Here is a 24,149-nt window from a genome sequence, read left to right as displayed (position 1 = left end):
GGGCCTCCTTAACGAATCTGGTAAGCCTTTGTAGCAAAAGCAGTTTCTCAGATTCGCAGCCCCGATGCACCCCTTACTTTGAGAGATTCGGGCTAGGATCTCGGCGCCGTACATGGTGGCTTGAGCACGCATCCGGCCAAGCAACTCGGCGCCGCTTGCTCGCCGGAGAATCACGCACCGGGCGCCGTAACGCAACCGGTTGCTATGACGCCGAGCTAGCGAGAGCAAATGATACGTCAAAATCACCCGGACGATAACTATGAACAGCGGGCCTGCGTCTGGCGGAGAGATCGTGATGCGAATACCCGGCGTCACGAGCCAGATGCGCTTTCGGCTGCACAGCCTGGTGAAAAGGCGGCACTACCCGCGACAAGAGGACATGCAGTCCTCCGATAACGTGACAGCGCGGGTGCTGGAGCAGCCAACAAACCAACTCCGGCAATCACAAGACGAGTTGGTCGAAACGGCCGGTCGTCAGATCGAGCGGTCAGTTACGGTCGAGCACATCCCGGACGCGTACGGCCAGATCTTCAAAAGAAAATGGCTTGGGCAGCAAATGCACGCCCTTGTCGAGCCGGCCGTGATGAACGATGGCGTTGCGCGAATACCCTGTTGTGAACAACGCTTTCTGCGTCGGATTTGTCTCACGCGCCTTGGCAACAACGTCGGCGCCGCTCATGCCGCCCGGCAACACCACATCCGAAAAGATCAGATCGACTTTGCCGTAGCTCGACAGCGCTTGCAGAGCCGCCGGACCGTCCTTGGCTTCGAGTACATGGTAGCCGAGCTCGCGCAGCGACTCGACCGAATAGGCGCGAACGTCCGGATCATCCTCGACGACAAGAATAACTTCGCCGGCCGACGCCTCGGGGATGGCAGGTGCCTCTGCCACCTCGTCATCGGCCCCGTCTGAAAAGAGCCGTGGCAGGTAGATCTTGACTGTCGTTCCCTCACCAACTTCCGAATAGATCTTCACATGGCCCTTGGATTGCTTGACGAACCCATACACCTGGCTGAGGCCAAGCCCGGTGCCCTTCCCCTGATCCTTAGTCGTGAAGAACGGCTCGAACACATGCGATAGCGTTTCCGTGTCCATCCCCGTTCCAGTGTCGGAAACACTAATGGCGGTATACTGGCCGGGGATCACTGACGCATAGGCCTCGTCCAGTTGGGCATTGAATGTCTCGATCGTCAGTTTTCCGCCATCAGGCATCGCGTCCCGGGCGTTGATCGCGAGATTGAGCAGCGCGCTTTCCAGTTCGTTGGGATCGGCTTCCACTTTCCAGAGACCGGCGGCGAGCACAACTTCAATGTGGTATATCTCTGCGAGCGTCCGGTGCAGGAGCTCCGACATGCCGCGGATCAGGCTGTTCGTGTCAATCGGCTTGGGGTCGAGTGGCTGGCGGCGGGCAAAAGCCAACAGTCGTTGCGTCAGAGCCGCTGCCCGCCTCGCGCCGTTCATCGCCTGCGAGGCTGCCCTTCGCAACCGACCCGCTTCCGGCGGCAGGTTCCGCGTGAGCGTGTCGAGATTGCCGACAATGATCTGCAGCAGATTGTTGAAGTCGTGGGCGACTCCCCCCGTTAACTGTCCAATCGCCTCCAATTTCTGGGCCTGCCGCAGCGCCTCTGCGTTCTGGGTCAGCTCCTCCGTCTTCTGCTTGACGAGATGCTCGAGGTTGGCGTTCAGTTCCTTGAGTGCTTCTTCAGCGCGGCGTCTTTCCTGCAGCTCACGTTGCGCGGCATCGAACAGCCGGGCGTTGTCGATGGCGACCGCAGCTTCGCCGGCGAGGCCAGCGAGACCGCTTTCTGACGCCGCGTCGAACACGCCGATGTCAGCGTGACCGAAGAAAAGTCCACCAATTACCTCGCCTGTTCGTGAAATGACCGGCACGGCCAGATAGCTGCGTACGGGAAGATGACCTTCCGGCATTCCCCGTCGCGGCTCATTCTTGCCATACCGGCTGTCTTGGGTGATATCGGCGGAACGCACAATCCCCTCTCCGAGAAAGGTCGGTGCAAAGACAGCCGTATTGCGTGGCATGGGAAACTTCGAGAATGCCTCGCGAGGAACGCCGGACAGCGTGTAGAGCATGTAGCTCTCGCCCGATGGATTGATGACGTTGTAGAAGAATGCGCCGAACTGAGCTCCGGTAAGCTCCACGCCGGCATCCGTTACCAGTTGGACAACCTTCTCCAGGTCATTCGCGCGCGCGAGGTCAGCTCCGGCTCGGTTGAGAATCTCGAGCGCGCGGGTGCGCTCTCGCAGCGCCATCTCCGTCTCGCGCTGCTCGGTGCGATCACGCAGGACCTTCACGAAACCAACAAGCGTTCTCTCATCATCCATTATCGGCGTCGTCTCACCGACGGCCCAGATGCGCCCCCCGCCCTTCTGCAGGCGCCATCCTTCGCCGCTTCCCTTTCCCTTGGACCTGGCGTCGGTCAGTTCCGCCTAGAGCAGCGCGGCGGCTCCTCCTTCCGGCGGGAAGATCGCTACCAGGGTCTTACTGAGCATTTCATCCTGCGACCAACCGAGTAGGGTTTCCGCACCCTTGCTCCAGCCGGTGATCGTGCCATCGACGTCGAGCATGATGATCCCGGTATCAACTGCACTGTCGAGGACTTGCTGGAGACGTTCGGCGGGGAAGCGGAGGGCAGTGTTCATTCTATAGCCTGATCGTTGAGATGCAGATGGCGCGGCGCGATTCAACACGGTTGGTTTGCATCGCAGGGATGTGGCGAGAAATCAAGCAATCGACAAGCGACGATGGCGCGATCGACGCGCTCCCGCACAGATTACTGACGAAAGGACACACGGTTGATATTGGATACACAACCCCCCACCTAGGAGGCTGGTTGTAGACCCAAGTTCCGGCTCCACCGGCTATTGTTCGTCGAAGGGCATAAGCCTTGCGCAGGATCTTGATGCCCTGTGCCTCCGCGTCCTGTTTTGCCGCTCTGAACAACCGCTGGTGAGCAAGATGGGCAAATCGAGCCGACGCAGCCGGATCTCCTTCGCGAGCTCCACGTCGTTCATCCCGCTGGCATCATGACGTCCGAGAACACGAGGTCGATGCTGCGGTCGTTTGCCAATGCGCCAAGTGCAGCCGCAGCCGTCGCTGCACGCATCCCCTCAAAACCGGGTTCGTCGAGCATCGACCATGAGTGCGGCGACTTCGTCGTCATCTTCGACCAGCAGTGCCGTCACGTAACTTTTAGAAGTTGCGCTAGAACGCCGACGATCGGCAATAGCCTGCTGAACATCGAAAGCAGACTCGTTCCGAGAGACCTTCAGCCGATCGTTGCCAGCTCGCGATAGCGTCCGTTCGATGCGATTAGCTGATCATGGCTTCCCATTTCGACGATGCGACCTTGCTCAAGGACCACAATCTGGTCCGCGTGGCCCACAGTGGATAAACGATGTGCTATCGAAACCATCGTGCGTGCTGCCATCGCTGCCGACAGAGCATTCTCGGTTTGCGGGTCGAGCGCGCTGGTCACTTCGTCGAGCAAAACTACCCTCTTCGATCACCGCACTCAGCGGGCAATTCCGCTTGGCACGAAGTGGTGATGCGCGAAAAGAAGCGTGGGGGTGGGGTTGGCTCCTCCAGTATCCGCTCCAGCCCAAGCAAGATGCTAGACCACATTCGCCCGTTCAGAGACATCGGGAGGCATTCGACAATCTTGCGCTTTGTGACCCCAAGGCCATCACATCAGGAACAATCGCAAGGGGACACGAGTTAACGGTTCAGTCGGGCGTAAGCGTAATCGGAGCGTGGCGCTCTCCTATCCCTCGGGTATCCGAGGTTGCTTCCAGCCTTCGAGCTGTGACGCGGGGTTCGAATCCCTGCCCCGACAACAAGCTTCGATACAAGCGAACAAGCCCGGCGATTCTCGTCGGAGCTTTGTCCCCGAAATTCGAAACGATCTTCAGTTAATCGTGTGCACCGCGGTATCGCCGTGGCGCTGGCAAGCCGTCGTACGATGCTTTTTCGCAGCTTTCCATCATGTGTTCATGCGCCTATATGTGGATGGACCCCGACGCCGGCCGCGAAAACTGAGGAGGAGGGCGACACGACGAAGCGCGCCGCTTGCAGCTTCGTCATGAAGCCAAGTTTCGTCGGTGTTTGGCGTACGATCGAGACTGTGCGCACAGCGGACAACTTCATGTCCTGCGACTCTGCGGCGTCTGCCTGGAATTCATTCATCAGGTCGACGATGAAAATCTCGACGCGGAAATCGTCCTCGACGGGAACGAACCGCTACGCTTCGCGAATTGCTTCCACTGTGCGAGTGGCGGGAGGCTTTTGCCTGAAGAGGTACAATTTCGCCGCAACGGATGCACCGAGTGGAGGGAGGAACTTGCGCCCCTCGCAACCTGAACACCTCGGCGGATGCTATTTCGGAAATGGCAGGATCGGCAAAACCTGGCTTTCTCGGAAGCTTCAAGGTCTCTGGGACCGTCGAGGTCCGAACGCGCCGTTCGGGACGCGCGTAAAGTGCTCTTTTTGACTCGGCTCGCGGTCTCACCTTGACATCATTAAAGCAGGAAAAATGGCCGGAGTGCATCGATCATTGAGGTATGGCCATAGCGAACCACGCCAGCGTTCGGCGCGATCTCGACCAGACCCCCCTTATTCTTGGCGTCGTTGGCTTTGATTAGCAGGCTGGCAAGGCTTGACGGCATAGTGGGTTCGAAGGTCGCCTGCCACTGCGACCGGGGTACCGCCCGAGCGCGCACCACTCGGCTCGAGAGTTGACTCACCACCGCTGCAACGTCGTTCGCGCTATACCTGCGAGGTCCCTCCGCATGGATGACCTGAACCCCCGTCCCGCTCTCGGGTCCCAGCAGGAAGTCGGCGGCAATCAGACCGAGGTCATGGGCGGAGATCGTCGGCTGCGCCAAGTCGACTGGGTCCTGAAAAGTTGGCAAAATGCCGGAAGCGACGGCCATCGGGATGACACGCCCCCAATTGTGCATGTGTTCGGCAGACCGCAGCACACGCAGCTGGGTTTTGAGTTGGGCGAGCCGCGCCTCAAGGTCGCGGAACATGCTGGGCATCCCAATATCATCAGTGACGTGGGCTCCGTAATCGGAGATTGCCAGCACCTGCTTCGGCCGTGCCTGGGTCAGCGCCTCGAACAGGCCTTCGATCGATCGCCGAAGACCATCAGCCGGATCCTTTGTCAGTGGCGATACCGGGATAATGATTTGCACGGCGTCAGCATCGCCGATCGCCATGGCTAAAGCGGCGGCATCTTGCAAATCGGCGGTAGCAATCTCGCAGCCGATGTCGCTCAGCCGCGCTGCTTTTGCCCTATCGCGTAGGATCGCCCGGACTGGCATACCCGCCCGGCGCAGGGCCGATGACGTTGAGTAGCCGACATTGCCCGCGGCTCCGACGATCGCAAACATGCTCCATCTCCCTGTCGTGATTGCCAGGATTGAAAAAAACCAGCCAGCATCGCACCCAGCCACTTATCTAAATTTGGAATCGTTAAGGCCATTCAGCAATAGCCCTCATAACGCATGTTATCGGGGGTATTGCCTATGTCGGAGAATTTCTTCGGAGACCCAAATGCGAACTTCGATTATGTGCTATGGCGGTGATCCATATGTGCGCCCGCCTAATTGACGGACGACAGCAGACCGACTGGCGTTGCAGTGGTATTTGGAGCGATGATGAAGGACAAGAAGGCGAATGCCGAGTTGGTTGTGTCACCTCAACAGATCGCTCAAGCAAAAGCAGAAGGTAAACCGGGCCGTGAGAACTCCCGAGGCTTATTGACTGTCCTGCCGATCCGCAGTGAAAAAGACGATATGCTGCCCCTGACTTGACCTATTTTCGGCGTTGCTGCCGGCCGCGCGGCCTTCGTTGTCACTCGGCGCAAATTAATCCGAGCGCGGAAGCCTCCGTTGTCCTCCCGCGCGCGATATAGACCTAGAGTGAGCGAAAAGCCAAATGTCCCGCTTTTTGTTTTCCCTGATTATCGGAGTCGGAGCACTCCTGAACGGCTGGTATCGTCTTGGAACTCCGGCAACTGATGCCGAGCAGGCTGGCTGGCTATACACGCGTTTCGGCCCAAACGGGATCGGGTGGGGTATGATAATGCTCGGGGCAGTCATGCTTGTTATCGGTGTTCTCATGCTACGTACTTGGCTAGTCAAAATGGACGAACCTAAAGTCAGACGCGACAGGTGAATGGGTGGCTTGTGCTCGTCCCAGGCATGACGGATATCGGCCCGAAGTGGTCATCGGGAATGGTACCTGCCTGTCTGGTGGCGCGTCTCAAGCGACAGGTCGGTGGGCTGGACCACATGTCATTGGTTGAGACCGTTTTAACTCCCCGCAAGAGATTGTGAAAACAATACAATGCGTGGAGATCTTTCGGAAGCCACACCAGGCCGATGTGTTTTCGGCCGGGCATAAAGGTATGGTATCAGCATCACCAAGGCCAAGGGAACAAAAGCTCTCGCCGGCCTTTCTTTGCGGATAGGTCACTTTGGACACGCGCATGGAAGCTCCTCCTCTTGATCGAAAGCTTGCCGCCATCCTCGCTGCCGACGTGGAGGGTTATTCCCGGCTCATGCATGTAAACGAGGAGCTGACTCTGGCTACTCTGACTTCGCATCGCACGATCGTCGACGGCATCATCGAACGGGCAAAGGGGGAAATCTTCGGGACGGCTGGTGACAGCGTTCTTGCTGAATTCCCATCGATCGTGCTCGCGTTCAATGCCGCCGTTGCAATGCAGCAATCTATCTGGCGCGCCAACCAAGCTTTACCTGACGAAGTGCGCATGAATTTTCGTATCGGCATTAACGTCGGCGACGTTCTAGTCAAGAACGGGAATATCTTTGGCGATGGTGTAAATATCGCGGCTCGGTTGGAAGGCATGGCGGATGTCGGCGGAATCTGCGTCACCCGCGGTGTCAGAGACCACCTGCGGGATCGTGTCGACGCGACGTTCGAAGATCTTGGTGAGCAGACATTTAAAAACATCGCAAGACCGCTGAGGGTTTTCCGGGTGCAGTTCGACCGGGAGGCAGACCCGGTCCTCGATGGGCCCGAGCCCCGCTTCCCGAATCTCGATGATGGGAGCGACAAAGGCACTTGGGCACAGAATGCCGAACCGATACCGACCGATTACCGAACCCCGGACGACATGCAGCAGGTCGAGATTGCTTACTGGGACTCTGTACGGGAAAGTAATGACCCCAATGAGTACCGACAGTATTTGAGGCGATATCCGAACGGCAAGTTTGTCGATCTGGCGCAGGCTCGCCTTGAAAACGGCAAGCCGTCGACGGAAGAGCTGGCGGTCGAAGTTGCCTTCTGGGACACGGTACGCAGCGATGGGAGTGCTGCAATGATCGAAGCCTACCTTGCCAGATATCCCCAAGGACAATTTTGTGACTTGGCGCGTCTGATGCTCGCGGGACCGGGCAGGTAGAATTATCAATTACACACGCTGCCGCGTTTATTGTCTTTACCTGCGGCTCAACCAAGGCGCACAGCTGCCACAAGCGAAATCGAGGATCGCATGTTTTTCCTTTCAGTTGCGGCAATCTGGGCCATCGCCTCCATAACGCCCGGACCAAATACGCTGCTGTCCATCCGCTATTGCCTGACATCGACGCGCAAGGTTGCGCTCACCGCGGCTTGCGGTACCGTCACTGGGACGTTCATTTGGGGCCTGGCGGGATGGTTGGGCATCAACGTGTTGTTTCAGGCCGCTCCTTTCTCCTATCTGGCTCTGAAAATCGCCGGCGGGCTCTACCTTGTTTGGCTCGGGCTGAAACTCTTCCTCGACCTACGGAAAGCACGCGGCGGCGATGCGGACGTTTCGCCGGCGCGAATCGAAGTACCATTAGCAACAGCTTATCGCATGGGTCTTGTGACCAACCTTGCCAATCCGAAAACAGCGCTTTTCGTCGCGTCGGTTTTCGCCGCGACAATGCCAGCGGGCACACCGTTCTGTTACGGCGCGGCGGCAATTGCCGAGATGATGATGATCTCAACCATCTACTACACCTGCCTGATCAGCCTGGTTACCCATCCCGCGGTGGCCGCCGGTTATCTCAGGGCAAAGCGCAAGATTGATGTCGGTGTCGCGACCGTGTTCGTCGGCTTCGGCACAAAACTTCTCCTGTCGCGGCAGTAGGATCACCACGAAAGCTGAATTAAACCGGCACATCGTCGGCCAGAATCTGGCACTCGTGCGAAAGGCAAGGGCTTTACGTTAGTCCGGCATCGCCCTAAAGCATGTCGCGGTTTTTGAAATCCAGGATTCGCAAATCAGCTGAGTTGTGATTCCCTTCTCTTGAAGGGAGAGTGCCAATGGGCAAATCACATCCGATCGCGTTGCGTAGTCGTGTCGTTGCGTTTGTCGAGGATGGTCATAGCCATCGTGAAGCGGCACGGCACTTCCGCGTGTCGCCGCGTTTTGTGAACAATCTGGTGATCTTGAAGCGGGAGACCGGATCGCTCTCGCCGCGACGGCAAGGTCATGTGGGTGGCGGCAAGCTGAATGCACATGGCGACTGGGTACGCCAGCGCTTGGATGAGAATGGCGAGCTTACACTGGATGAGCTGTGCCTGGACCTGGCCGGGCGCGGTGTCATTGTGCATCGCTCCAATGTGGCACGCCTTCTGCATCGGCTCGGGCTGAGCCATAAGAAAAGCCTACGGACAAGTGAGCATGAGCGTCCGCAGATTGCCCAAGCGCGCGAGCTGTGGATTGGATGGCGCCGGCAAGGCCTTGGCGCGATTGATCTTATCGATGAGACATCGACCAATACAAAGCTGTGCAAGCGCTCGGGATGGTCGCAAAAAGGGCGACGCTACCGCACACACGCGCCCTTGGGCTCGTGGAAATCCCAAACCTTATCGCCGGGTGGAGGGGACTGCAAAGGGGACCAACTCCTGCGGAACATGCTCACTGGAGCCGCGTTTTTGTTGCGAAGGCAATTAAGCACTGACCCGAACGAACATGGACCGGCGGAATTTCTCGAAAATCCACACATGTGTTCTTTACCTGGTCGCAGCCCTGGCAGGCTGTTCCTCCTCTTCGGATGCTGATCAGATCAGTGCGCAAGCGAGAATTATTGCGTCCTGTTCGAATTCGGCCCGCATGGCGCTCGTCGAATGGGACTTGATGCAGTTGCCGGATGCTTATGTACAGCGGACCTTGCAGTCGATGGAGCGCAATGTCGAAGTTGCCGCTTCAAAGATCGAAACCGTCCGCGGCCTCGACGCGACAGCGCGCGAAGTGACGCGATCGGCGAGCGATATTCTCGATATACTCCGACAAGCGCGGAACCAGGTTTCGCAGGGGGAACGCGACACCAACCAAACGGCGACGCAGCTAAAAGCTGCGAGCGACCGCCTCAACCTGACCTCAGGTGTGAGACGCACATGAAGAAGATATTAGAAATATCGCTTGGAATTGTGACGAGCGTTGGCGGTTTTCTGGAAATCGGATCACTGGCAACGGCGGCCCAAGCGGGAGCGGCATTCGGCTTTCAACTGATCTGGGCAATAGTGCTCGGGACGATCTGCATCATCTTCCTTGTTGAAATGGCTGGCCGCTTTGCCGCAGTAAGCGGTCACACTATCTCGGATGGTATCCGTGAGCGGTTCGGTTTCAATTTCTTCCTTCTGCCTTTCCTCTCGATCCTGTTGCTCAATCTGATGGTCCTTGCCGCCGAAATAGGAGGTGCGGCTGTTGCTCTGGAGCTCGCTACAGGCGTGGCCTTTCAATGGTGGGCACTCCCCGTTGCGTTCCTTGCCTGGCTGTTACTCTGGAAGGGAACTTTCGGTTTCATCGAGAAAGGCGTTTCCGTCCTTGGATTGGTGACCCTTTGTTTCGTGGTTGCTGCCGTATTGCTTAAACCCGATTTGGAGGCGGTGGCGGCCGGTGTATTGCCAAGCACGCCGCATCACGACCATGCCAGTTATTGGTTTATAGCGGTCAGCATTCTCGGTGCCTCGATATCACCATATCTATTTTTATTCTATTCATCCGGCGCGGTCGAAGACCAGTGGGACGAAACGTATCTAGGCACCAATCGCGCAATCGCGGGCCTTGGAATGAGCTTTGGTGGCACCATATCGATCGCCGTTCTCATCGTGGCCGCTCTTGTGCTGGCTTCCAATGGGGTGGATCAAATCACCGATTACCATCAATTACCGACCATGCTCGTTCCCGTGTTCGGGTTGTGGGGATACTGGCTATTTGTCGCTTCCTTGGGAATTGCCTGTTTCGGCGCGATCTTGGAAGTTGGGTTGCAGCAGGCGTACCTGGCGGCTCAGGGACTGGGCTGGAACTGGGGCGAAGACCGCAAACCGCGCGAAGACCCCGGATTTAGCGCTGCATACACGCTGGCACTTTTGTTTGGCGCCATTCCGATCGCTTTCGGCCTCGATCCGCTGAAACTGACCATTATGTCCATGGCTTTGACTGCAGCCACACTTCCGCTGACAGTCGTCCCATTTCTCTTCCTGATGAATGATAAGCGATATATTGGGAAACATGGAAACGGGATCATCTCGAATTCGGCAGTCGTCCTCATCATCCTGCTGGGCTCTGTGCTGGCGATTGTGACCATCCCACTCGAACTGATCGGAGGCACGTGATGGATTTGCTGCGTGATGTACTCGACAAGCAACTGGTCGACCGGGACGGCGTGAAGATGGGCAAGGTTGACGGCATAGTCGCCGAACTGGGGCGAGATGGCCCGCCCCGCGTCGTCGCGATAGAGGTCGGCGCTATTGCGATGGCCCGCCGATTTGGCCACCGGCCACAGCAATGGATAACCTGGCTCGCGACCAAACTCGGTGGAGAAAGATACTCAAAACCTCATCGGGTGGCGTGGAGCGAGGTCCGGTCTATTGGCGTCGACGTTCAGTTAGAAGCGTCCGTGAGCGATACCGCAATTTTCGATTGGCAAGACTGGTTACGAGACAGAGTGGTAACTAAAATTCCCGGAGCCTGACGTGGTAGAAATCAATATCGAATTGCTGGTCGGTCGCGCCGTCTCGTCTAGAGCAGGGAAAACAATTGGCCACATCGAAGAGGTACGAGCCGAACGAGACGGACCCGACCTTATTATAACTGAATTCCATATCGGCTCGTACGCAGCCCTGGAACGCATGTCTGCGTCGCCGATAGGTGCAGAATTACTAGATCTCTTTCGCCTCCGCCGTGAACCGCGCGGCTTTCGCATACGATGGGATCAAATCGAACTCGGCAAGGCCGAGCTAAAGCTGCTTTGCGATGAATCCGAACTCACGGCGCTGGACCGCCGTTCCGAAAGGTAATTGGACTCTGCCGACCAGCGATATTAGGCCATTTTTGGCTCATCGCCGACCACTTTGACCCGGAATGGTTCGATCTGTCGGTGGTGGACATGGATGTGCGCAACGCTCCATCGGCGACTTTGGGGTGCTGCCTGAAATTGCTCGTGGTCGCGATGCAGACGCATCGCAACTGGCGCAGTTACTGTTCGTGCAGATCCTGCGGGCACAGATGAAGGGTAGCGGCCGCCGCGACCGACAGCCGGAAGGACAAGTTCGGCTTCCGGCGGTTCGAAGCCAAGGATGGCTTCCTGCACCTGAACGGCATGCACTTGCGCCTATCCGCTTTGCCGCCGACGATGACGGCCTCTCCGAGCGGTTGTCGGCCCTTGGTCACGCGATGGTTTCGCCGAACGAGGCGGATGTCTTCGTCACTGGAGACATCGATGCCGCACGCGTCGAGGCGATCCATTCCGGTCAGCGCGTATTGCAGATCGTTGCCAAGGATCCCGGCCGCCTTCGCGACGACACGCCACCGCGCGACGGTCCGATGTCGATCGAGATCGATGCGGGCGGCGGCGGCATGCTTTCCGGCCCATATTTCAGCTTTCCAGGCTATGGCCTGGTCAACCGTCATAAATCAATCTGGCGCGGCGATTGGGTCGGCAACTTCTCCTGGCTGCGCAGGGACGGCGTTTTCGCTCATATTCCGGGCGGTCCGCTATTCGACATGTCTTTCACCGGCGTCGTGCCGCACCAGTTGATGACAGGCTTCCGTCCCTAGGAATTCCAAGGTCGCGTCCATGCCGGTGTCGTCGTCGGCTGGGTTCACAAACCTGCCGCCTTCATCATCGAAAAACGGCTCGGCCGCGGCAAGCTGGTTGCGACCACCTTCCGGCTGAACCAGGAGGCACCGGATATCGACCCACTGGCCACGGCGCTCTACGACGGCCTCCTCACGCTCGCCGCAAGGCCGTGAGCTGCGCGACAAACGAGCCTGTCACGACAGGCTCAGCCGGCCTCGGCTTTCCTCCCGCTCACCGATTCGCGGAAATGACGCGGCGTGGTCCCCGTCCGCTCCTTGAATATCTCGTAAAAGCGACTGCTGGAGCCGAAGCCGCAGTCAAAACCGATCTGCAGGATGGGATCGTCGGTATCCGTTAGAAGCTGCATCGCCCTCGCCACCCGGTATCGGATCAGATATTCGTTGACCGATATTCCGAGGACCTTCCGGAACGCACTGTTTGCCGTGCTCGGATGCATGTTTGCGAGCCTGGCGAGCTCGGGAACGCTGATCGGGTTCGCATAGTGAATATTGATCAGGTCGCTCAGCGATTCGACATGCCCGACGGCCTGGCCTGCCAGAGGCGCCGGAGCTGATTGTGTCGCGGCATTTTCCGGCTCGCCATTATCGAGGATCAGGCGTCGTATGCGCAATCGCACTTCCTCGACGATCAGTTTCCGCCGTGCATTGCCTCCTGACTGCCATTCGCTTTCCCACCGCGGAAACATCGAAGGATCAGACGTTTCCTGATCTCCCTGTGTCAGGAAACGCCCCTGCATGATCGATTGCCGTGCCCCTCTGTCTATGGGCAGAGCAAGAAAATCGACGAGGGGGAGATAGACGCACACGAGGGGCGCGTTTTCGGTCACGGCGATCGTCTGGTGCGGGATCGCCGCCCAGAACAGGACGAGCCGCCCGGCCGCCACCTGTTCCTGCCTGCCGTTGAAAAGATAGGTCATCCGGCCATCCATCAGCAGGTTCAGCTCGACATGGTCGTGCCAGTGCGCTGCAGCCATCGCATCGGCTATGTGGCGCTCGATCAGGAATTCGCCTCTCGATGCGATCCACTCGGTTCGGTCGTGACTGCGCTTCATTTTCTGGTCCCGACTCGAATTCCGGAATTATTCGTCTGAGCGCCGGAAGAAATTCTGATTCAGAAGGAGCATCAAGCAATCACAACCGATAGGGAGATTGCAATGCCGAAGATTTGCCTTGTGGGTGCCGGCAGCACCGTGTTCGCGCAGAATATTCTTGGAGATGTCTTATCCTCGCAAAGCCAGGGGAGCTACGTCATCAGTCTGTTCGATATCGATCCGGAGCGATTGAAGACTTCTGAAATCGTTGCTCGCCGGATCTGTGAAGCGATCGGGCATTCCAGCGTCAGGATCGAAGCCACCTTGGACCGGCGTGAGGCTCTTCGCGGATCGGACTTCGTAATCCTCATGATGCAGGTCGGCGGCTACAAGCCGGCGACCGTGACGGATTTCGAGGTTCCGAAGAAATACGGCTTGCGTCAGACGATCGCCGACACCCTTGGCATTGGCGGCATTTTCCGTGGCTTGCGGACGATCCCGGTCCTGGAGGCGATCTGCCGGGACATGCAGGAAGTCTGCCCGCGGGCTCTGCTGATGCAATATGTGAATCCGATGGCTATTAATTGCTGGGCAATCAAGGAATTCGCGCCTGACATACGAACGGTCGGCCTGTGCCACAGCGTGCAGCACACTGCCGCCCAGCTTGCAGATTGCCTTGGCGAAGACGTCGCCGACATCAACTACCTGTCTGCCGGCATCAACCACGTCGCCTTCTTCCTGAAATATGAGAAGGTTCACAGCGATGGCCGAAGGGAAGACCTTTATCCACGGCTGAAAGCCTTGGCGAACGAAGGCGCCATCCCGGCCGATGACCGCGTTCGCTTCGATGTGCTCAAGCGCCTCGGCCATTTCGTGACGGAGTCGAGCGAACATTTCTCGGAATATACTTCCTGGTACATCAAGGAAGGCCGCAGTGACCTGATTGACCGGCTCAACATCCCCTTGGACGAATATATCCGTCGCTGCGAAGTGCAGATAGGCGAATGGCATGCCCTGAGGCGGGAACTGGAAGGCGAGAGGCCGATCGAGGTCTGCCGCAGCAACGAATATGCTGCCGGCATCATCCAAGCTGCCGTAACCGGCACCCCTGCCCTGATCTACGGGAACGTCCCAAACAACGGCCTGATCGAGAACCTGCCCGACGACTGCATCGTGGAAGTGCCTTGCCATGTCGACAGGAACGGAATTCAGCCTGTTCGCATCGGACGGATTCCATCTCAGCTGTCCGCCGTCATGAACCTGAGTGTTTCAGTTCAGCGGTTGACCGTTGAAGCCGCTCTCACAAAGAGCCGCGAGCGTATCTATCAGGCCGCCCTCCTGGATCCTCATACCTCCGCCGAACTTTCCCCCGATCAGATCTGGAACCTTGTCGACGATCTTATCGATGCACATGGCGATCTCCTGCCCGAATATCACTGACGCGTGAGCCATAGCTGTTTCCATGGAACGCGCCGCGATACTCGCGGCGCGTTTTCCTTTGCCTTATCGACAAAACATCAGAAAGGATCAAAAATCTGATTGACTCTGATCATATTGAGTGGAAGTGTGATCGATATAGAGAAAACTCTCGGAGGCTTTCAGTGAACCAGGCAGGCGGAATGAAGGTCGATCGTCTGGATGCAATCCGCAGCCATCTCTATGCGAACGGCTTTTCCACCATCCAGGCACTTGCTGACGCCATTGGCGCGTCGCTTGCTACGGTGCGCAGAGACCTGCAGATCCTCGAGCAGGAAGGAGCGATCGATCGCGTGCACGGCGGGGCCCGCATCGCGCAAGGCTCTTCGGTCGAGGTCGCCTTTCAGGAGCGGGAAAAACGTCACCTGTCGGCCAAGCGCGCCATTGCGACTGCTGCCCATGAATTGCTGCATCCGCGCACGGCGATCTTCCTCGATGCGGGCACCACGGTGCTGCAGCTCGCGCGCCTCATCAGGATCAACCCCACGCCACTCAGGATCTTCACCAATGGCCTGACCGTGGCGCAGGAATTCCTGAACATTCCGAACCTCGAAGTCATTCTTCTCGGCGGCCAGCTGCGCAGCGAAAACGCGTCTCTCGTCGGACCGCAGGCGGAGGCGATGATCGAGACGATCTGGTTCGACCAGCTCTTTCTTGGCGCAAGCGCCATCAGTCCCGATGGGGCGATCTATAGCGTCGACAGCGCCGAAGCGAGCCTCAATCGCCGGATGCTGGCTCGGTCGGCGAACCGCTTCGTTCTCGCCGATTCATCAAAATTCGGGACGATGGCGACGTACAAAGTGGCGCCGCTGAACACCGCAAAGGTCATTACCGATTCCGCACTTTCGCGCCATTGGCGCGAGGAACTGGCGAATTTCGGTGTCGACGCAACGATCGCGCAGCTGGGGCCCAAGGAATGAGCGACGAGCTGGTCCTCGGTATCGATGGTGGCGGAAGCAAGGTCGTCGTTGCCGTTGCAGACCGGACCGGCCGCATTTTGCGCTGTTCCCGCGGTCGCGGCGTCAATCCCATGGACAATCCGAACTGGCTGGAAGAGCTGGAGCGGCACCTGCTCCCGTTTCGTGACGAAACGAAGTTGATGGCGGTCGCCGCGGGGCTTCCCGCCTATGGTGAGGTCGCACGCCTGTCCGCCTTGCAGCGCGATGCGATCCAGCGCGCCTTTCCGAATGTTCGTCGCGAAGTCCTGAATGACGTCGATGCCGCCCATCTCGGCGCCTTCGCGGGCAAGCCGGGGATACTCGTTCTCTCCGGTACGGGTTCCATGGCCTGGGCGCGTAACGAGGCGGGCAAATCGGAACGAACCGGCGGCTGGGGCGATCTGATCGGCGACGAAGGCAGCAGTCACTGGATTGGGCAGCGGGCGCTCAACCTCGTCAGCCAAAGCCTGGACGGGCGCGCGCCGGCGACAGCCCTGGCGGCGGCCCTGTTCGACCGACTCCACATCGATCCTGCCGATCCGATGAACGGGCTTGGCGACTGGGCGAGTTCGCTCGAAAATCCAAGGGCAGAAATTGCAGCGATTTCAGCTCTCGTGGATCGGGTAGCGAGCGGGGGTGACGAGGGAGCCGTGAGCCTGCTGGAGCAGGCAGCCGACGAACTCTCGAAACACCATCACGCGATTTCGCGTCATTGCCGGACAGATGCCGATTGGACCTATGCTGGCGGCACGTTTTCCAGCCGGCTCCTGCTGGAAGCGCTCGGACGCAGGATCGGCAAGGCTCCGGCGCCACCGAAACTCCCCCCCATTGGCGGCGCCCTTCTGGCTGCCGCCCAACTTCTCGACTGGCCTTTGGACGAAGGCTGGTTCGGGCAAATCGCGGCCACTGCCCAGGGCATCGGCACGCACGCAGTTTAATCCGAGCATCAAGAAAACAATGAAGGATGGGAACATGCACAAATTAATCTTGCGACTACTTGCGTCGGCGGCTCTGGCCATTGCCATGCCCGCCCTCGCTGACGACGCAAAGCCGCTCGCCGGCCAGTCAATTACAGTATTGATGCCGTCACCCCAGGGGCCGACCATTGCGGCAGACTTCGAAGCCGAGACCGGCATTCACGTCGACCTGCAGACGCTCTCCTGGGACGATATCCGGCCGAAGCTGGTGACGGCTCTGGTCGCAGGCACGGCGCCGGCCGACGTGACCGAATTCGACTGGTCATGGACAGGGCAGTTCAGCGCCGCCGGCTGGTTCCTGCCGCTCAATGACGTGATCGATGCCGACAGCGTCAAAGACATCGGCGTGGCGAAGATTTTCACCGTCGATGGCAAGCTTCTCGGCGTTCCCTATACGAACGACTTCCGCGTGATGCTGATCAACAAAAAGCATTTTGCCGATGCCGGCGTATCGGAAATGCCGAAGACGCTCGACGACCTCGTCGCGGCTGCCAAGAAGATCAAGGAAAAGGACATCACGCAATATCCGATCGGCCTGCCGGTTTCGGCAACGGAGGGCGCCTCGACGAGCTGGTATCTGTTGACGAAGGCTTTCGGCGGAGAGCTTTTCGACAAGGACTTCAACCCGCTTTTCACATCCCCCGACTCGGCTGGTTACAAGGCGCTCGCTTTCGAACTCATGCTTCTCAAGGAAGGGCTCGTCGATCCGGCATCCACCGGCCTCAAGGACAGCCAGATCAACGAAAGCATGTTCGGCCAAGGCATCACCAGTATCATGATCTCCGGCGAGCCCGGACGCCTCGGCCAGATGAACGATCCCAAGCAGTCGAAAGTCGCCGGCCAGGTGGAAGCCATCCTGGTGCCGACCGCGAGCGGCGAAACGCGAAGCTTCGGCCTTCCCGAGGCGCTCGCCATTCCGAACGTCTCTCAGAACAAGGATGCGGCGATCGCCTTCGTGAAGTGGTTCACGAGCAAGGACTTCCAGAAGAAGAATGCTGCAAACGGCTTCCTGCCGACACGCACGTCCGCGCTCTCCGAGTTGAACCAGGACGGCAAGTTGAATAGCGGCGATGTACTGGTGGCGCAGTCCAAGACCGTGGAGCCGCTTTTCCCGCAGGGCACGCCGCCTTGGTATCCGCAGTTCTCGAGTGGCGTGAACACTGCGATCAACAGCGCAGCCAAAGGCCAGATGAGCGTCGACCAAGCCATGGAGGCGATCGCTGCCGCTGCCAAGCAGGCGATGGCGCAATGACCGCCTTCGCATCTGAAGGCCTGTCAAGCAAGCGTGGGGTCGGCTTCAACGCCGACACCACCCTCGGGCTTCTGCTGATTTCCCCGATCGTTATCACGATGGCCGCGCTTGTCTTCTATCCCGTGGGCCGAACGGTCTGGGACAGTCTGCACAGGGTCAATCCCATGCAGGCCGGCACGCCCTTCGTCGGCCTGGAAAATTATGCAAGGATGCTCTCCGACGGCCAGCTCGCGACGACCTGGAGCAATACGCTCATGTATGTCGTCCTGGCGGTTATCGCGGAAACTGTCTTCGGCGTGCTTTCGGCGGCGCTGATCAACCAGATCAAGGTCGGGCGCCAATGGGTTCTCGCCGCGGTGATACTGCCTTGGGCGCTGCCTGGGGTCGTCAATTCCGTCATCTGGCTTTGGATTTATCAACCCGGCGCCGGCCTGCTGAACGGCATTCTGTCCGCACTCGGACTCCGCTTCGAAAATCACGTCTGGTTCAACGATCGAACCAGCGCGATCGTTGCCGTGACCATCGTTCACGTCTGGCGGATGATGCCGCTGACGATCGTGATCGTTCTGGCTGCAATGCAGAGCATCCCTGCGCATCTCTATGAGGCCGCGCGCATCGATGGCGCCACGCGCTTCCAGATGTTCGGCCTGGTGACACTGCCCCTGGTTCGAAGCGCAATCGCCGTGGCGATGACGAACGCAACGGTAAATGCCTTCAACCTCTTCGATGAAGCCTGGGTCCTGGCTGGAGCCAGCCTCGAGACAAGGCCGGTGCTCGTCCAGATCTACCTGGAAACGTTCCAGAACCTCCGCTTTTCCTATGGGATGGCGCTGTCGGTGGTGATCACGCTCGTCTCTCTGCTGATCTCGCTCGTCTACGTCCTTCGCGTATACCGCAACACACGGTTCGACTGATGAAAGCCACCCTAACCTATCGACTGATGATCTGGGCCGGCGTCCTGGTGCTGCTGATCTGGTCCCTCGGACCAATCTACTGGACCATCGCGAGCTCGGTTACGCCAAGCGAAGACTTCTCGGTCCGGCCCATCAACTTCTTCCCGCAGCACTTCACCCTGGATCATTATTCGCGACTGTTCGGCATCGACATTGCCCGAATCGGAGGGGTCGAAGTCTTCAAGCAGTTTCGCGCTGCCTTGCTGAACAGCGTTGTCACCGCGGTCGCCGCCACGCTGCTCTGCGTTGCGATATCTGCGCTTGGAGCCTACGCCTTCACCCGGCTTCAGTTCCCCGGCAGGAAGGCGATCTTCGTTGCCGTCGTCGCGACGCTGGCCATTCCCGCCTACGCGGTCCTGATCCCGCTCTACCAAATCATGATCAAGCTGCACCTCGTCGATACCTATGTTGGCATCGCTCTGATCTACGTCTCGGCGTTTCTGCCGCTCTCGCTCTGGCTGTTGCGAAGCGTGTTCGAAGCTCTTCCGATCGCGCTCGAGGAAGCGGCGCAGCTCGATGGCGCTGGCAGGCTTTACATCTTCTTCAACATCGTCTTGCCGCTCGCCGGACCGGGACTGACGGCGGCAGCGATCCTGACCTTCCTGGGCGCCTGGGGACAGTATCTTGTCCCGCTCATCTTTTCACCGCAGGCGACGAAGCCGTTGACCGTGCTCATACCTGAATTTGTGACGAAGAACTTCATCGACTACGGGCTGATTACGGCCAGCGGCTCGATCGCGATCGTCATCCCCGCCCTCGTCGTCATTTTTCTCAACCGTTATCTCGTCAGCGGCCTGCTGGCTGGTTCGGTCAAATAATCGGAGACTTCATGAATACGACCGAAAAGGTTATTTTCGAGCAATTTCCCTATTGGGAGAAAGCCATCGGTGCAAATCCGGCCGATAGCAGTTCCAAGTTACTGGTCTTCGTCGGCTGCGGCACGTCCTACAATCTCGCGCTCTCGCTTGCAGCCTACTCCAACCTCGCCGGGCGAAAGGCGATTGCGGTGCCTGGCGCCGAATGGGAAAGCCGGCCTTCGGCATTCTGGCCCGACTGGCGCGACACCCATGTCGTGGCGCTGTCGCGCAGCGGTGAGACGACGGAGACAGTCGCTGCCGCAAAAGCGAGCCGGGCCGCCGGCGCATTCGTCACTGCCGTGACGGTCGAGCCGGAAAGCTCTCTTGCCAGGAATTGCGATCGGATGATTTCTGCCGAGACCCATTCTGACGAAGGCATCGTCATGACGGTGTCGGCGAGCCTGATGGTCCTTCTTGGCCTGCAGATGATCGGGCAGCATGTGCCGAGCTCCGTTGTCGGCGCCGCCCGCAAGATCGCCGGCGCTCTCGATCGTGTTCTTCCCGCCATGATCGCCGATCGGACGCACTTCGTATTTCTCGGCGGAGGTCCGTTGTTCGGCATCGCTCTGGAAGGAGCGCTGAAGCTCATGGAAATGAGCCAAATCATGACGCAAGCCTTCCACCCCCTGGAATACCGTCATGGACCGATCAGCCTTGTCGACGAAAAAACCGCTGTCGTGATGCTTTACAGCTCGGACCAGCGGGAGGCCGAGACGAAGCTGGCCGGCGAATTGAGAGACAAGGGTGCGGTCGTCATTGGCCTCGGCGGTCCGGGCGATGTCGAGCTCGCCGTGGATGCCGATTTGTCGCTTACAGGTCTGGTCGTCCTGCCGGCGCTACAAGTCCTGGGCGAACGCGCCGCTCAGGCCCGGCAGATCGATACAGTTTCTCCCCGTCACCTGACCAAGGTCGTGAAACTGGCATGACTGCGATCGAAGAGAACCGCCAGACCGCTCTGCAAAAGCTTCTGGGCACGGGAAAACTTGCGCTTCCACGCGGCGTCACCTCGGTCTGCTCCGCACATCCGCTGGTCATCGAGGCCGCACTCCGGCGCGCAGCCGCAGAAGACCGGCCTGCCCTCATCGAAGCCACCTGCAATCAGGTCAATCAAGAAGGCGGGTATACCGGGATGACGCCGGCGGGATTTCGCCGTTTCGTCGAGGACATCGCTGCGGCCGCTGATTTTCCGGCCGAGCGCATCATCCTGGGTGGCGATCATCTCGGCCCGAACCCATGGAGGAAGCTGCCGGCCGAAGAGGCGATGGCGCGCGCGTCTGCCATGGTCGCGGCCTATGTCGAGGCCGGATTTGAGAAGATCCACCTGGACACGTCGATGGGCTGCGCGGGCGAACCGGCTGCACTGGAGGACGAAGTGACGGCGGCCCGCGCCGCACATCTGGCAAAGGCTGCCGAAGAGGCCAGTCACCGCGCGCCCCGGCGGCCGCCCGTCTATATCATCGGGACAGAGGTGCCGCCTCCCGGCGGTGCAACCCACGCACTCCGGGAAATCGACATCACGAGGGCCGATGCGGCGCTGAAGACCCTGGCTGTCCATCGGGCGTCATTTGCCGAAGCCGGTTTGGCTTCCGCCATGGAGCGGGTGATCGGCATCGTGGTCCAGCCGGGAGTCGAGTTCGGCAATACCAACGTGGCGCTCTACCAGCCCGACAGAGCGATCGGCCTCATCCGGTCGCTGGACGAAATGCCCGGACTGATTTTCGAAGCGCATTCCACCGACTACCAACCGTCCAGTGCCTTGTCGGCTCTGATCGATGGCGGCTTCGCCATCCTCAAAGTCGGGCCTGGGCTAACGTTCGCGCTTCGCGAGGCTCTCTACGGTCTCGATGCGATCGCCGGCGTGCTTGCCGGAACGACGGCGCAAACCGGACTGGCCGCTGCCATGGAAGCAATCATGGTGGAGCAACCGGCGCACTGGGCAGGTCACTACAGCGCCAGTCCCGAAGAAGAGCGCCTGCAGCGGCATTTCAGCTATAGCGACCGTATCCGCTATTACTGGCCTGATCCAAGGGCCTCCGCGGCCGTGGACGAACTGTTCAGCCGGCTCCCCGGAGACATCCCCGAGACATTGATCAGCCAGTATCTGGCAAGACTATACCCCGACGTGGTGTCAAAGCGGATCGCTCCCAACGCCCGCGAACTTTGCCTTGCGGCCATCGACGCGGCTTTGGCTCCCTACTCTGCCGCGACAGCAATGCAATAAACAATCCTGCAGCCGCTTCCACGAAAGGCTGCCCGTCGAACTGCGAACATCAGCCGGAGAAAATCATGGCGTCAGTAAGTGTGGCGAACGCCCGTAAGAGCTACGGTCACTTCGAAGTCCTGCATGGCGTGAATATCGATATCGAGGACGGCGAGTTCGTCATCCTCGTCGGCCCCTCCGGATGCGGAAAATCGACATTGTTGCGGATGATCGCCGGGCTGGAAGAGATTTCCGACGGCAGGATCTCGATAGGCAACAAGGTGGTGAACAATATTGCGCCGAAGGAGCGCGACATCGCCATGGTCTTCCAATCCTACGCGCTCTACCCGCACCTGACGGTCGAGGCCAATATGGGTTTTTCGCTGAAGCTGGCTAAGGCGCCCAGAGAGCAGACCAAGCAGCGTGTTCGCGAGGCCGCCCAGATTCTCGGGCTCGAGCATCTGCTCGAAAGATATCCGAGGAACCTCTCGGGCGGCCAGCGCCAGCGTGTTGCGATGGGCCGTGCGATCGTGCGCAATCCGCAGGTGTTCCTGTTCGACGAGCCGCTGTCCAATCTGGACGCGAAGCTGCGCGTTCAGATGCGCTCCGAAATCAAACAGCTGCACCAGCGGCTGAAGACAACAACCATCTATGTCACGCACGATCAGATCGAGGCGATGACGATGGCCGATCGCATCGTCGTGATGCGAGACGGATTCGTGGAGCAGATAGGCTCCCCATTGGACCTCTATGACGAACCGGCCAACCTGTTCGTGGCAGGTTTCATCGGATCTCCGGGCATGAATCTCATTCGCGGTCAGGTCAGCGCATCGGGACCTCTTGAATTCATCGCCGATGGTGGCGGGAGGCTACCTCTGCCCCAAGGCGCAGCATTGGCGCGCGGCGCCGAAATCATCTACGGCATCCGGCCTGAGCATATGACGGTCGGACGGGGCCCCGTGACGGCGGATGTCGTCCTTGTCGAGCCGACCGGAGCTGAGATCCAGATCACCGCCAAGCTCGGCGCCGATACCCTTATCGCGACGGTGAGGGAGCGCCTCGAACTGCGCGCCGGGGACCAACTGGTCCTTGCGCCTGACCTCGGCAAGCTGCATCTATTCGATGCCAGGACTGAACGGCGGTTGTTAATTCCCGCGCCCGATGTGATGAAAACAATTACCTCGCGTTTGTCTGGCGCTCTTGGACGGCATCGAAGCGAAAGTGGTTGTTGAAGTCTCGGTGCCCGACCATTGGTGCCCGGCTTTGCTTAACGCTACGATCGTGGCTTACTGGTTGGCATCGGCGGGTTCAGTCCCATCGAAATGTCCTGGCTGGCAGGTGATGCTGCCGCCATAACAGGCTCCTCTAAGGGGGTTGACGGCTTCATCCAAAGGGTCGGCGTTCAAATGCACAACCTTGATCCGGTCGCGCAGGCAAGCATAGCGATATCGACCAATCGCAATCCGCCTGCGCGACATCAGCCGCCGAACCCGCACGCGCTGATGCAATCTGAAACAACGTCGCTGCCCCGGCGGCAGCCTGCGCCAGCTGCGTGTCGCTGCGTAGGCAGGGTCGCCGCAAGCTGCGATCCCAGAGCATGATCTACTGACCAACCATTGTCTAGCTCACACGTAACGAAACCCCGATCTGCGGGAGCAGACCGGCTGGCAAGGCCTCCGTGAGAATGGTGACGAAACCCTCCAGCGCAAGTGCGCATAGCCCGGTGCTGGCAGCAGTGCGTTTTCCGACGTTTTGCTGCATACATGAGATTGTCACCCGCGATGATTAGCTGCTCCAGAGAACGGTCGCTGGCTTCGACGAAGAGGGCGCCCAAGCTGCAACCTGGCCGATAACCGCTCGACGCCAGCGCCCTCGTAAATCTCGGGCAATGTCTGGATCAGTGCAGGGTGCCACTGATGATCATCCTCGAGACGAACGCCGACAAGAGCTTCTGGTCGAAATGTCCGGAAGAGTTCATCATCATGTTGATTGCCTCCGCCTGCGAGAAAGCCCGCTTGTACGGCCGGATGGATGTCAGCGCCTCGTATACGTCGCAAATGGCAGCAACGCGAGCAACATAAGGGATGTCCCTGCCCGACAGGCGATCGGGATAACCGCTGCCATCATAGCGCTCATGATGGAAACGGCAGATATCAAGCACTTCATCCGGCGCCGAGTCCGCTTTCGCCACCATCTCGTAACCCTTTTGCGGGTGAGCGCGGACAAGATCCATTTCCTCGGCGGTTAGCTTCCCTGGTTTGTTCAGGATCTCAGGAATTATCATCTGAGATCGTGTACGAGACCGCCTAGGCCAAGAACACGCACTTCTTCTTGCCCATGAC

The 24,149-nt window shown here is 59.0% G+C and carries 23 protein-coding genes and 2 pseudogenes; 19 read left to right on the top strand and 6 right to left on the bottom strand.

Annotated features, from left to right (window positions below):
- Positions 1-487 precede the first annotated feature (487 nt).
- The 3 genes and pseudogenes from OS035_RS06475 to OS035_RS06465 form a co-directional block, all read right to left on the bottom strand.
- A pseudogene (locus OS035_RS06475) lies at positions 488-2,662 on the bottom strand (ATP-binding protein).
- Between the two features lie 368 nt (positions 2,663-3,030).
- Positions 3,031-3,183 carry a hypothetical protein gene (locus OS035_RS06470; RefSeq protein ID WP_331813544.1) on the bottom strand — a complete coding sequence of 51 codons (153 nt, stop codon included), beginning with the start codon at positions 3,181-3,183 and terminating at the stop codon, positions 3,031-3,033.
- 105 nt (positions 3,184-3,288) lie between these two features.
- Positions 3,289-3,510 (bottom strand): hypothetical protein, encoded by a 222-nt coding sequence (locus tag OS035_RS06465; RefSeq protein WP_331813543.1) that lies wholly within the window; start codon positions 3,508-3,510, stop codon positions 3,289-3,291.
- A 546-nt stretch (positions 3,511-4,056) separates the two neighbouring features.
- On the opposite strand from OS035_RS06465, the pseudogene OS035_RS06460 reads away from it, so the two are divergent.
- Positions 4,057-4,149 (top strand): annotated as a pseudogene (locus OS035_RS06460) (cupin domain-containing protein); the annotation flags it as partial.
- Between the two features lie 388 nt (positions 4,150-4,537).
- Here OS035_RS06460 and OS035_RS06455 read toward each other — a convergent pair.
- Positions 4,538-5,413, bottom strand: a complete 876-nt coding sequence (locus OS035_RS06455; RefSeq protein ID WP_331813542.1) for an NAD(P)H-binding protein — start codon at positions 5,411-5,413, stop codon at positions 4,538-4,540.
- A gap of 267 nt (positions 5,414-5,680) precedes the next feature.
- Between OS035_RS06455 and OS035_RS06450 the strand changes: the two genes are divergently transcribed.
- The 9 genes from OS035_RS06450 (at position 5,681) to OS035_RS06410 (ending at position 12,081) form a co-directional block, all read left to right on the top strand.
- Positions 5,681-5,836, top strand: a complete 156-nt coding sequence (locus OS035_RS06450; RefSeq protein ID WP_183857187.1) for a hypothetical protein — start codon at positions 5,681-5,683, stop codon at positions 5,834-5,836.
- A 677-nt stretch (positions 5,837-6,513) separates the two neighbouring features.
- Complete coding sequence (locus tag OS035_RS06445) at positions 6,514-7,452, top strand: adenylate/guanylate cyclase domain-containing protein (RefSeq protein ID WP_331813541.1); 939 nt, start codon at positions 6,514-6,516, stop codon at positions 7,450-7,452.
- A 90-nt stretch (positions 7,453-7,542) separates the two neighbouring features.
- Entirely contained in the window at positions 7,543-8,163 is a 621-nt protein-coding gene (locus tag OS035_RS06440; protein ID WP_331813540.1) for a LysE family translocator, read from the top strand.
- Positions 8,164-8,339: 176 nt separating this feature from the next.
- Entirely contained in the window at positions 8,340-9,080 is a 741-nt protein-coding gene (locus OS035_RS06435; RefSeq protein WP_331813539.1) for a hypothetical protein, read from the top strand.
- Between the two features lie 52 nt (positions 9,081-9,132).
- Positions 9,133-9,420, top strand: a complete 288-nt coding sequence (locus tag OS035_RS06430; protein ID WP_331813538.1) for a hypothetical protein — start codon at positions 9,133-9,135, stop codon at positions 9,418-9,420.
- Positions 9,417-10,637 (top strand): Nramp family divalent metal transporter, encoded by a 1,221-nt coding sequence (locus tag OS035_RS06425; protein ID WP_183857132.1) that lies wholly within the window; start codon positions 9,417-9,419, stop codon positions 10,635-10,637. Before OS035_RS06430 ends, OS035_RS06425 begins: the two co-directional genes overlap by 4 nt.
- Positions 10,637-10,996, top strand: a complete 360-nt coding sequence (locus OS035_RS06420) for a hypothetical protein (protein WP_097630084.1) — start codon at positions 10,637-10,639, stop codon at positions 10,994-10,996. Before OS035_RS06425 ends, OS035_RS06420 begins: the two co-directional genes overlap by 1 nt.
- Before the next feature lies 1 nt (position 10,997).
- On the top strand, positions 10,998-11,321 hold the full coding sequence (locus OS035_RS06415; RefSeq protein ID WP_183780580.1) for a hypothetical protein: 324 nt from the start codon (positions 10,998-11,000) through the stop codon (positions 11,319-11,321).
- A gap of 124 nt (positions 11,322-11,445) precedes the next feature.
- Positions 11,446-12,081, top strand: coding sequence for a hypothetical protein (locus OS035_RS06410; protein ID WP_331813537.1), 636 nt, complete (start codon positions 11,446-11,448; stop codon positions 12,079-12,081).
- Positions 12,082-12,308: 227 nt separating this feature from the next.
- Here the strand turns inward: OS035_RS06410 and OS035_RS06405 are convergent, their stop codons facing one another.
- A complete protein-coding gene (locus tag OS035_RS06405; RefSeq protein ID WP_097629675.1) occupies positions 12,309-13,175 on the bottom strand; it encodes a helix-turn-helix domain-containing protein in 867 nt (288 codons plus the stop codon).
- Between the two features lie 102 nt (positions 13,176-13,277).
- On the opposite strand from OS035_RS06405, the gene OS035_RS06400 reads away from it, so the two are divergent.
- The 9 genes from OS035_RS06400 (at position 13,278) to OS035_RS06360 (ending at position 23,039) form a co-directional block, all read left to right on the top strand.
- Positions 13,278-14,594, top strand: a complete 1,317-nt coding sequence (locus OS035_RS06400; protein WP_183780574.1) for an alpha-glucosidase/alpha-galactosidase — start codon at positions 13,278-13,280, stop codon at positions 14,592-14,594.
- 161 nt (positions 14,595-14,755) lie between these two features.
- Positions 14,756-15,550 (top strand): DeoR/GlpR family DNA-binding transcription regulator, encoded by a 795-nt coding sequence (locus tag OS035_RS06395; protein ID WP_183780571.1) that lies wholly within the window; start codon positions 14,756-14,758, stop codon positions 15,548-15,550.
- Entirely contained in the window at positions 15,547-16,506 is a 960-nt protein-coding gene (locus tag OS035_RS06390; protein WP_183780568.1) for an N-acetylglucosamine kinase, read from the top strand. Before OS035_RS06395 ends, OS035_RS06390 begins: the two co-directional genes overlap by 4 nt.
- Before the next feature lie 34 nt (positions 16,507-16,540).
- Entirely contained in the window at positions 16,541-17,797 is a 1,257-nt protein-coding gene (locus OS035_RS06385; protein ID WP_183780565.1) for an ABC transporter substrate-binding protein, read from the top strand.
- A complete protein-coding gene (locus OS035_RS06380; RefSeq protein ID WP_331813536.1) occupies positions 17,794-18,711 on the top strand; it encodes a carbohydrate ABC transporter permease in 918 nt (305 codons plus the stop codon). Before OS035_RS06385 ends, OS035_RS06380 begins: the two co-directional genes overlap by 4 nt.
- Positions 18,711-19,568 (top strand): carbohydrate ABC transporter permease, encoded by an 858-nt coding sequence (locus OS035_RS06375; protein ID WP_088675162.1) that lies wholly within the window; start codon positions 18,711-18,713, stop codon positions 19,566-19,568. The genes OS035_RS06380 and OS035_RS06375 overlap by 1 nt, the downstream gene beginning before the upstream one ends.
- An 11-nt stretch (positions 19,569-19,579) precedes the next feature.
- On the top strand, positions 19,580-20,533 hold the full coding sequence (locus OS035_RS06370; protein ID WP_331813535.1) for an SIS domain-containing protein: 954 nt from the start codon (positions 19,580-19,582) through the stop codon (positions 20,531-20,533).
- The gene (locus OS035_RS06365) at positions 20,530-21,828 is read left to right on the top strand and encodes a D-tagatose-bisphosphate aldolase, class II, non-catalytic subunit (RefSeq protein WP_331813534.1); all 1,299 of its coding nucleotides are present in this window, start codon (positions 20,530-20,532) and stop codon (positions 21,826-21,828) included. Before OS035_RS06370 ends, OS035_RS06365 begins: the two co-directional genes overlap by 4 nt.
- A 65-nt stretch (positions 21,829-21,893) precedes the next feature.
- Positions 21,894-23,039 carry an ABC transporter ATP-binding protein gene (locus OS035_RS06360; protein ID WP_331813533.1) on the top strand — a complete coding sequence of 382 codons (1,146 nt, stop codon included), beginning with the start codon at positions 21,894-21,896 and terminating at the stop codon, positions 23,037-23,039.
- 665 nt (positions 23,040-23,704) lie between these two features.
- Here the strand turns inward: OS035_RS06360 and OS035_RS06355 are convergent.
- Positions 23,705-24,091 (bottom strand): HD-GYP domain-containing protein, encoded by a 387-nt coding sequence (locus tag OS035_RS06355; protein WP_312865352.1) that lies wholly within the window; start codon positions 24,089-24,091, stop codon positions 23,705-23,707.
- Positions 24,092-24,149: the final 58 nt, after the last annotated feature.

This window comes from Rhizobium sp. 268, assembly GCF_036571585.1.
GTDB lineage: Bacteria > Pseudomonadota > Alphaproteobacteria > Rhizobiales > Rhizobiaceae > Rhizobium > Rhizobium redzepovicii.
Note: the sequence above shows the minus strand (reverse complement) of the source record. Positions and strands in the feature narration are given on the sequence as shown.

Bases quoted from the DNA above. Each gene is read 5' to 3' on its own strand.
- OS035_RS06470 (WP_331813544.1), bottom strand. From the start codon at position 3,183: ATGACGACGAAGTCGCCGCACTCATGGTCGATGCTCGACGAACCCGGT.
- OS035_RS06455 (WP_331813542.1), bottom strand. From the start codon at position 5,413: ATGTTTGCGATCGTCGGAGCCGCGGGCAATGTCGGCTACTCAACGTCA.
- OS035_RS06450 (WP_183857187.1), top strand. From the start codon at position 5,681: ATGAAGGACAAGAAGGCGAATGCCGAGTTGGTTGTGTCACCTCAACAG.
- OS035_RS06445 (WP_331813541.1), top strand. From the start codon at position 6,514: ATGGAAGCTCCTCCTCTTGATCGAAAGCTTGCCGCCATCCTCGCTGCC.
- OS035_RS06440 (WP_331813540.1), top strand. From the start codon at position 7,543: ATGTTTTTCCTTTCAGTTGCGGCAATCTGGGCCATCGCCTCCATAACG.
- OS035_RS06435 (WP_331813539.1), top strand. From the start codon at position 8,340: ATGGGCAAATCACATCCGATCGCGTTGCGTAGTCGTGTCGTTGCGTTT.
- OS035_RS06430 (WP_331813538.1), top strand. From the start codon at position 9,133: ATGGCGCTCGTCGAATGGGACTTGATGCAGTTGCCGGATGCTTATGTA.
- OS035_RS06425 (WP_183857132.1), top strand. From the start codon at position 9,417: ATGAAGAAGATATTAGAAATATCGCTTGGAATTGTGACGAGCGTTGGC.
- OS035_RS06420 (WP_097630084.1), top strand. From the start codon at position 10,637: ATGGATTTGCTGCGTGATGTACTCGACAAGCAACTGGTCGACCGGGAC.
- OS035_RS06405 (WP_097629675.1), bottom strand. From the start codon at position 13,175: ATGAAGCGCAGTCACGACCGAACCGAGTGGATCGCATCGAGAGGCGAA.
- OS035_RS06400 (WP_183780574.1), top strand. From the start codon at position 13,278: ATGCCGAAGATTTGCCTTGTGGGTGCCGGCAGCACCGTGTTCGCGCAG.
- OS035_RS06390 (WP_183780568.1), top strand. From the start codon at position 15,547: ATGAGCGACGAGCTGGTCCTCGGTATCGATGGTGGCGGAAGCAAGGTC.
- OS035_RS06385 (WP_183780565.1), top strand. From the start codon at position 16,541: ATGCACAAATTAATCTTGCGACTACTTGCGTCGGCGGCTCTGGCCATT.
- OS035_RS06380 (WP_331813536.1), top strand. From the start codon at position 17,794: ATGACCGCCTTCGCATCTGAAGGCCTGTCAAGCAAGCGTGGGGTCGGC.
- OS035_RS06375 (WP_088675162.1), top strand. From the start codon at position 18,711: ATGAAAGCCACCCTAACCTATCGACTGATGATCTGGGCCGGCGTCCTG.
- OS035_RS06370 (WP_331813535.1), top strand. From the start codon at position 19,580: ATGAATACGACCGAAAAGGTTATTTTCGAGCAATTTCCCTATTGGGAG.
- OS035_RS06365 (WP_331813534.1), top strand. From the start codon at position 20,530: ATGACTGCGATCGAAGAGAACCGCCAGACCGCTCTGCAAAAGCTTCTG.
- OS035_RS06360 (WP_331813533.1), top strand. From the start codon at position 21,894: ATGGCGTCAGTAAGTGTGGCGAACGCCCGTAAGAGCTACGGTCACTTC.
- OS035_RS06355 (WP_312865352.1), bottom strand. From the start codon at position 24,091: ATGATAATTCCTGAGATCCTGAACAAACCAGGGAAGCTAACCGCCGAG.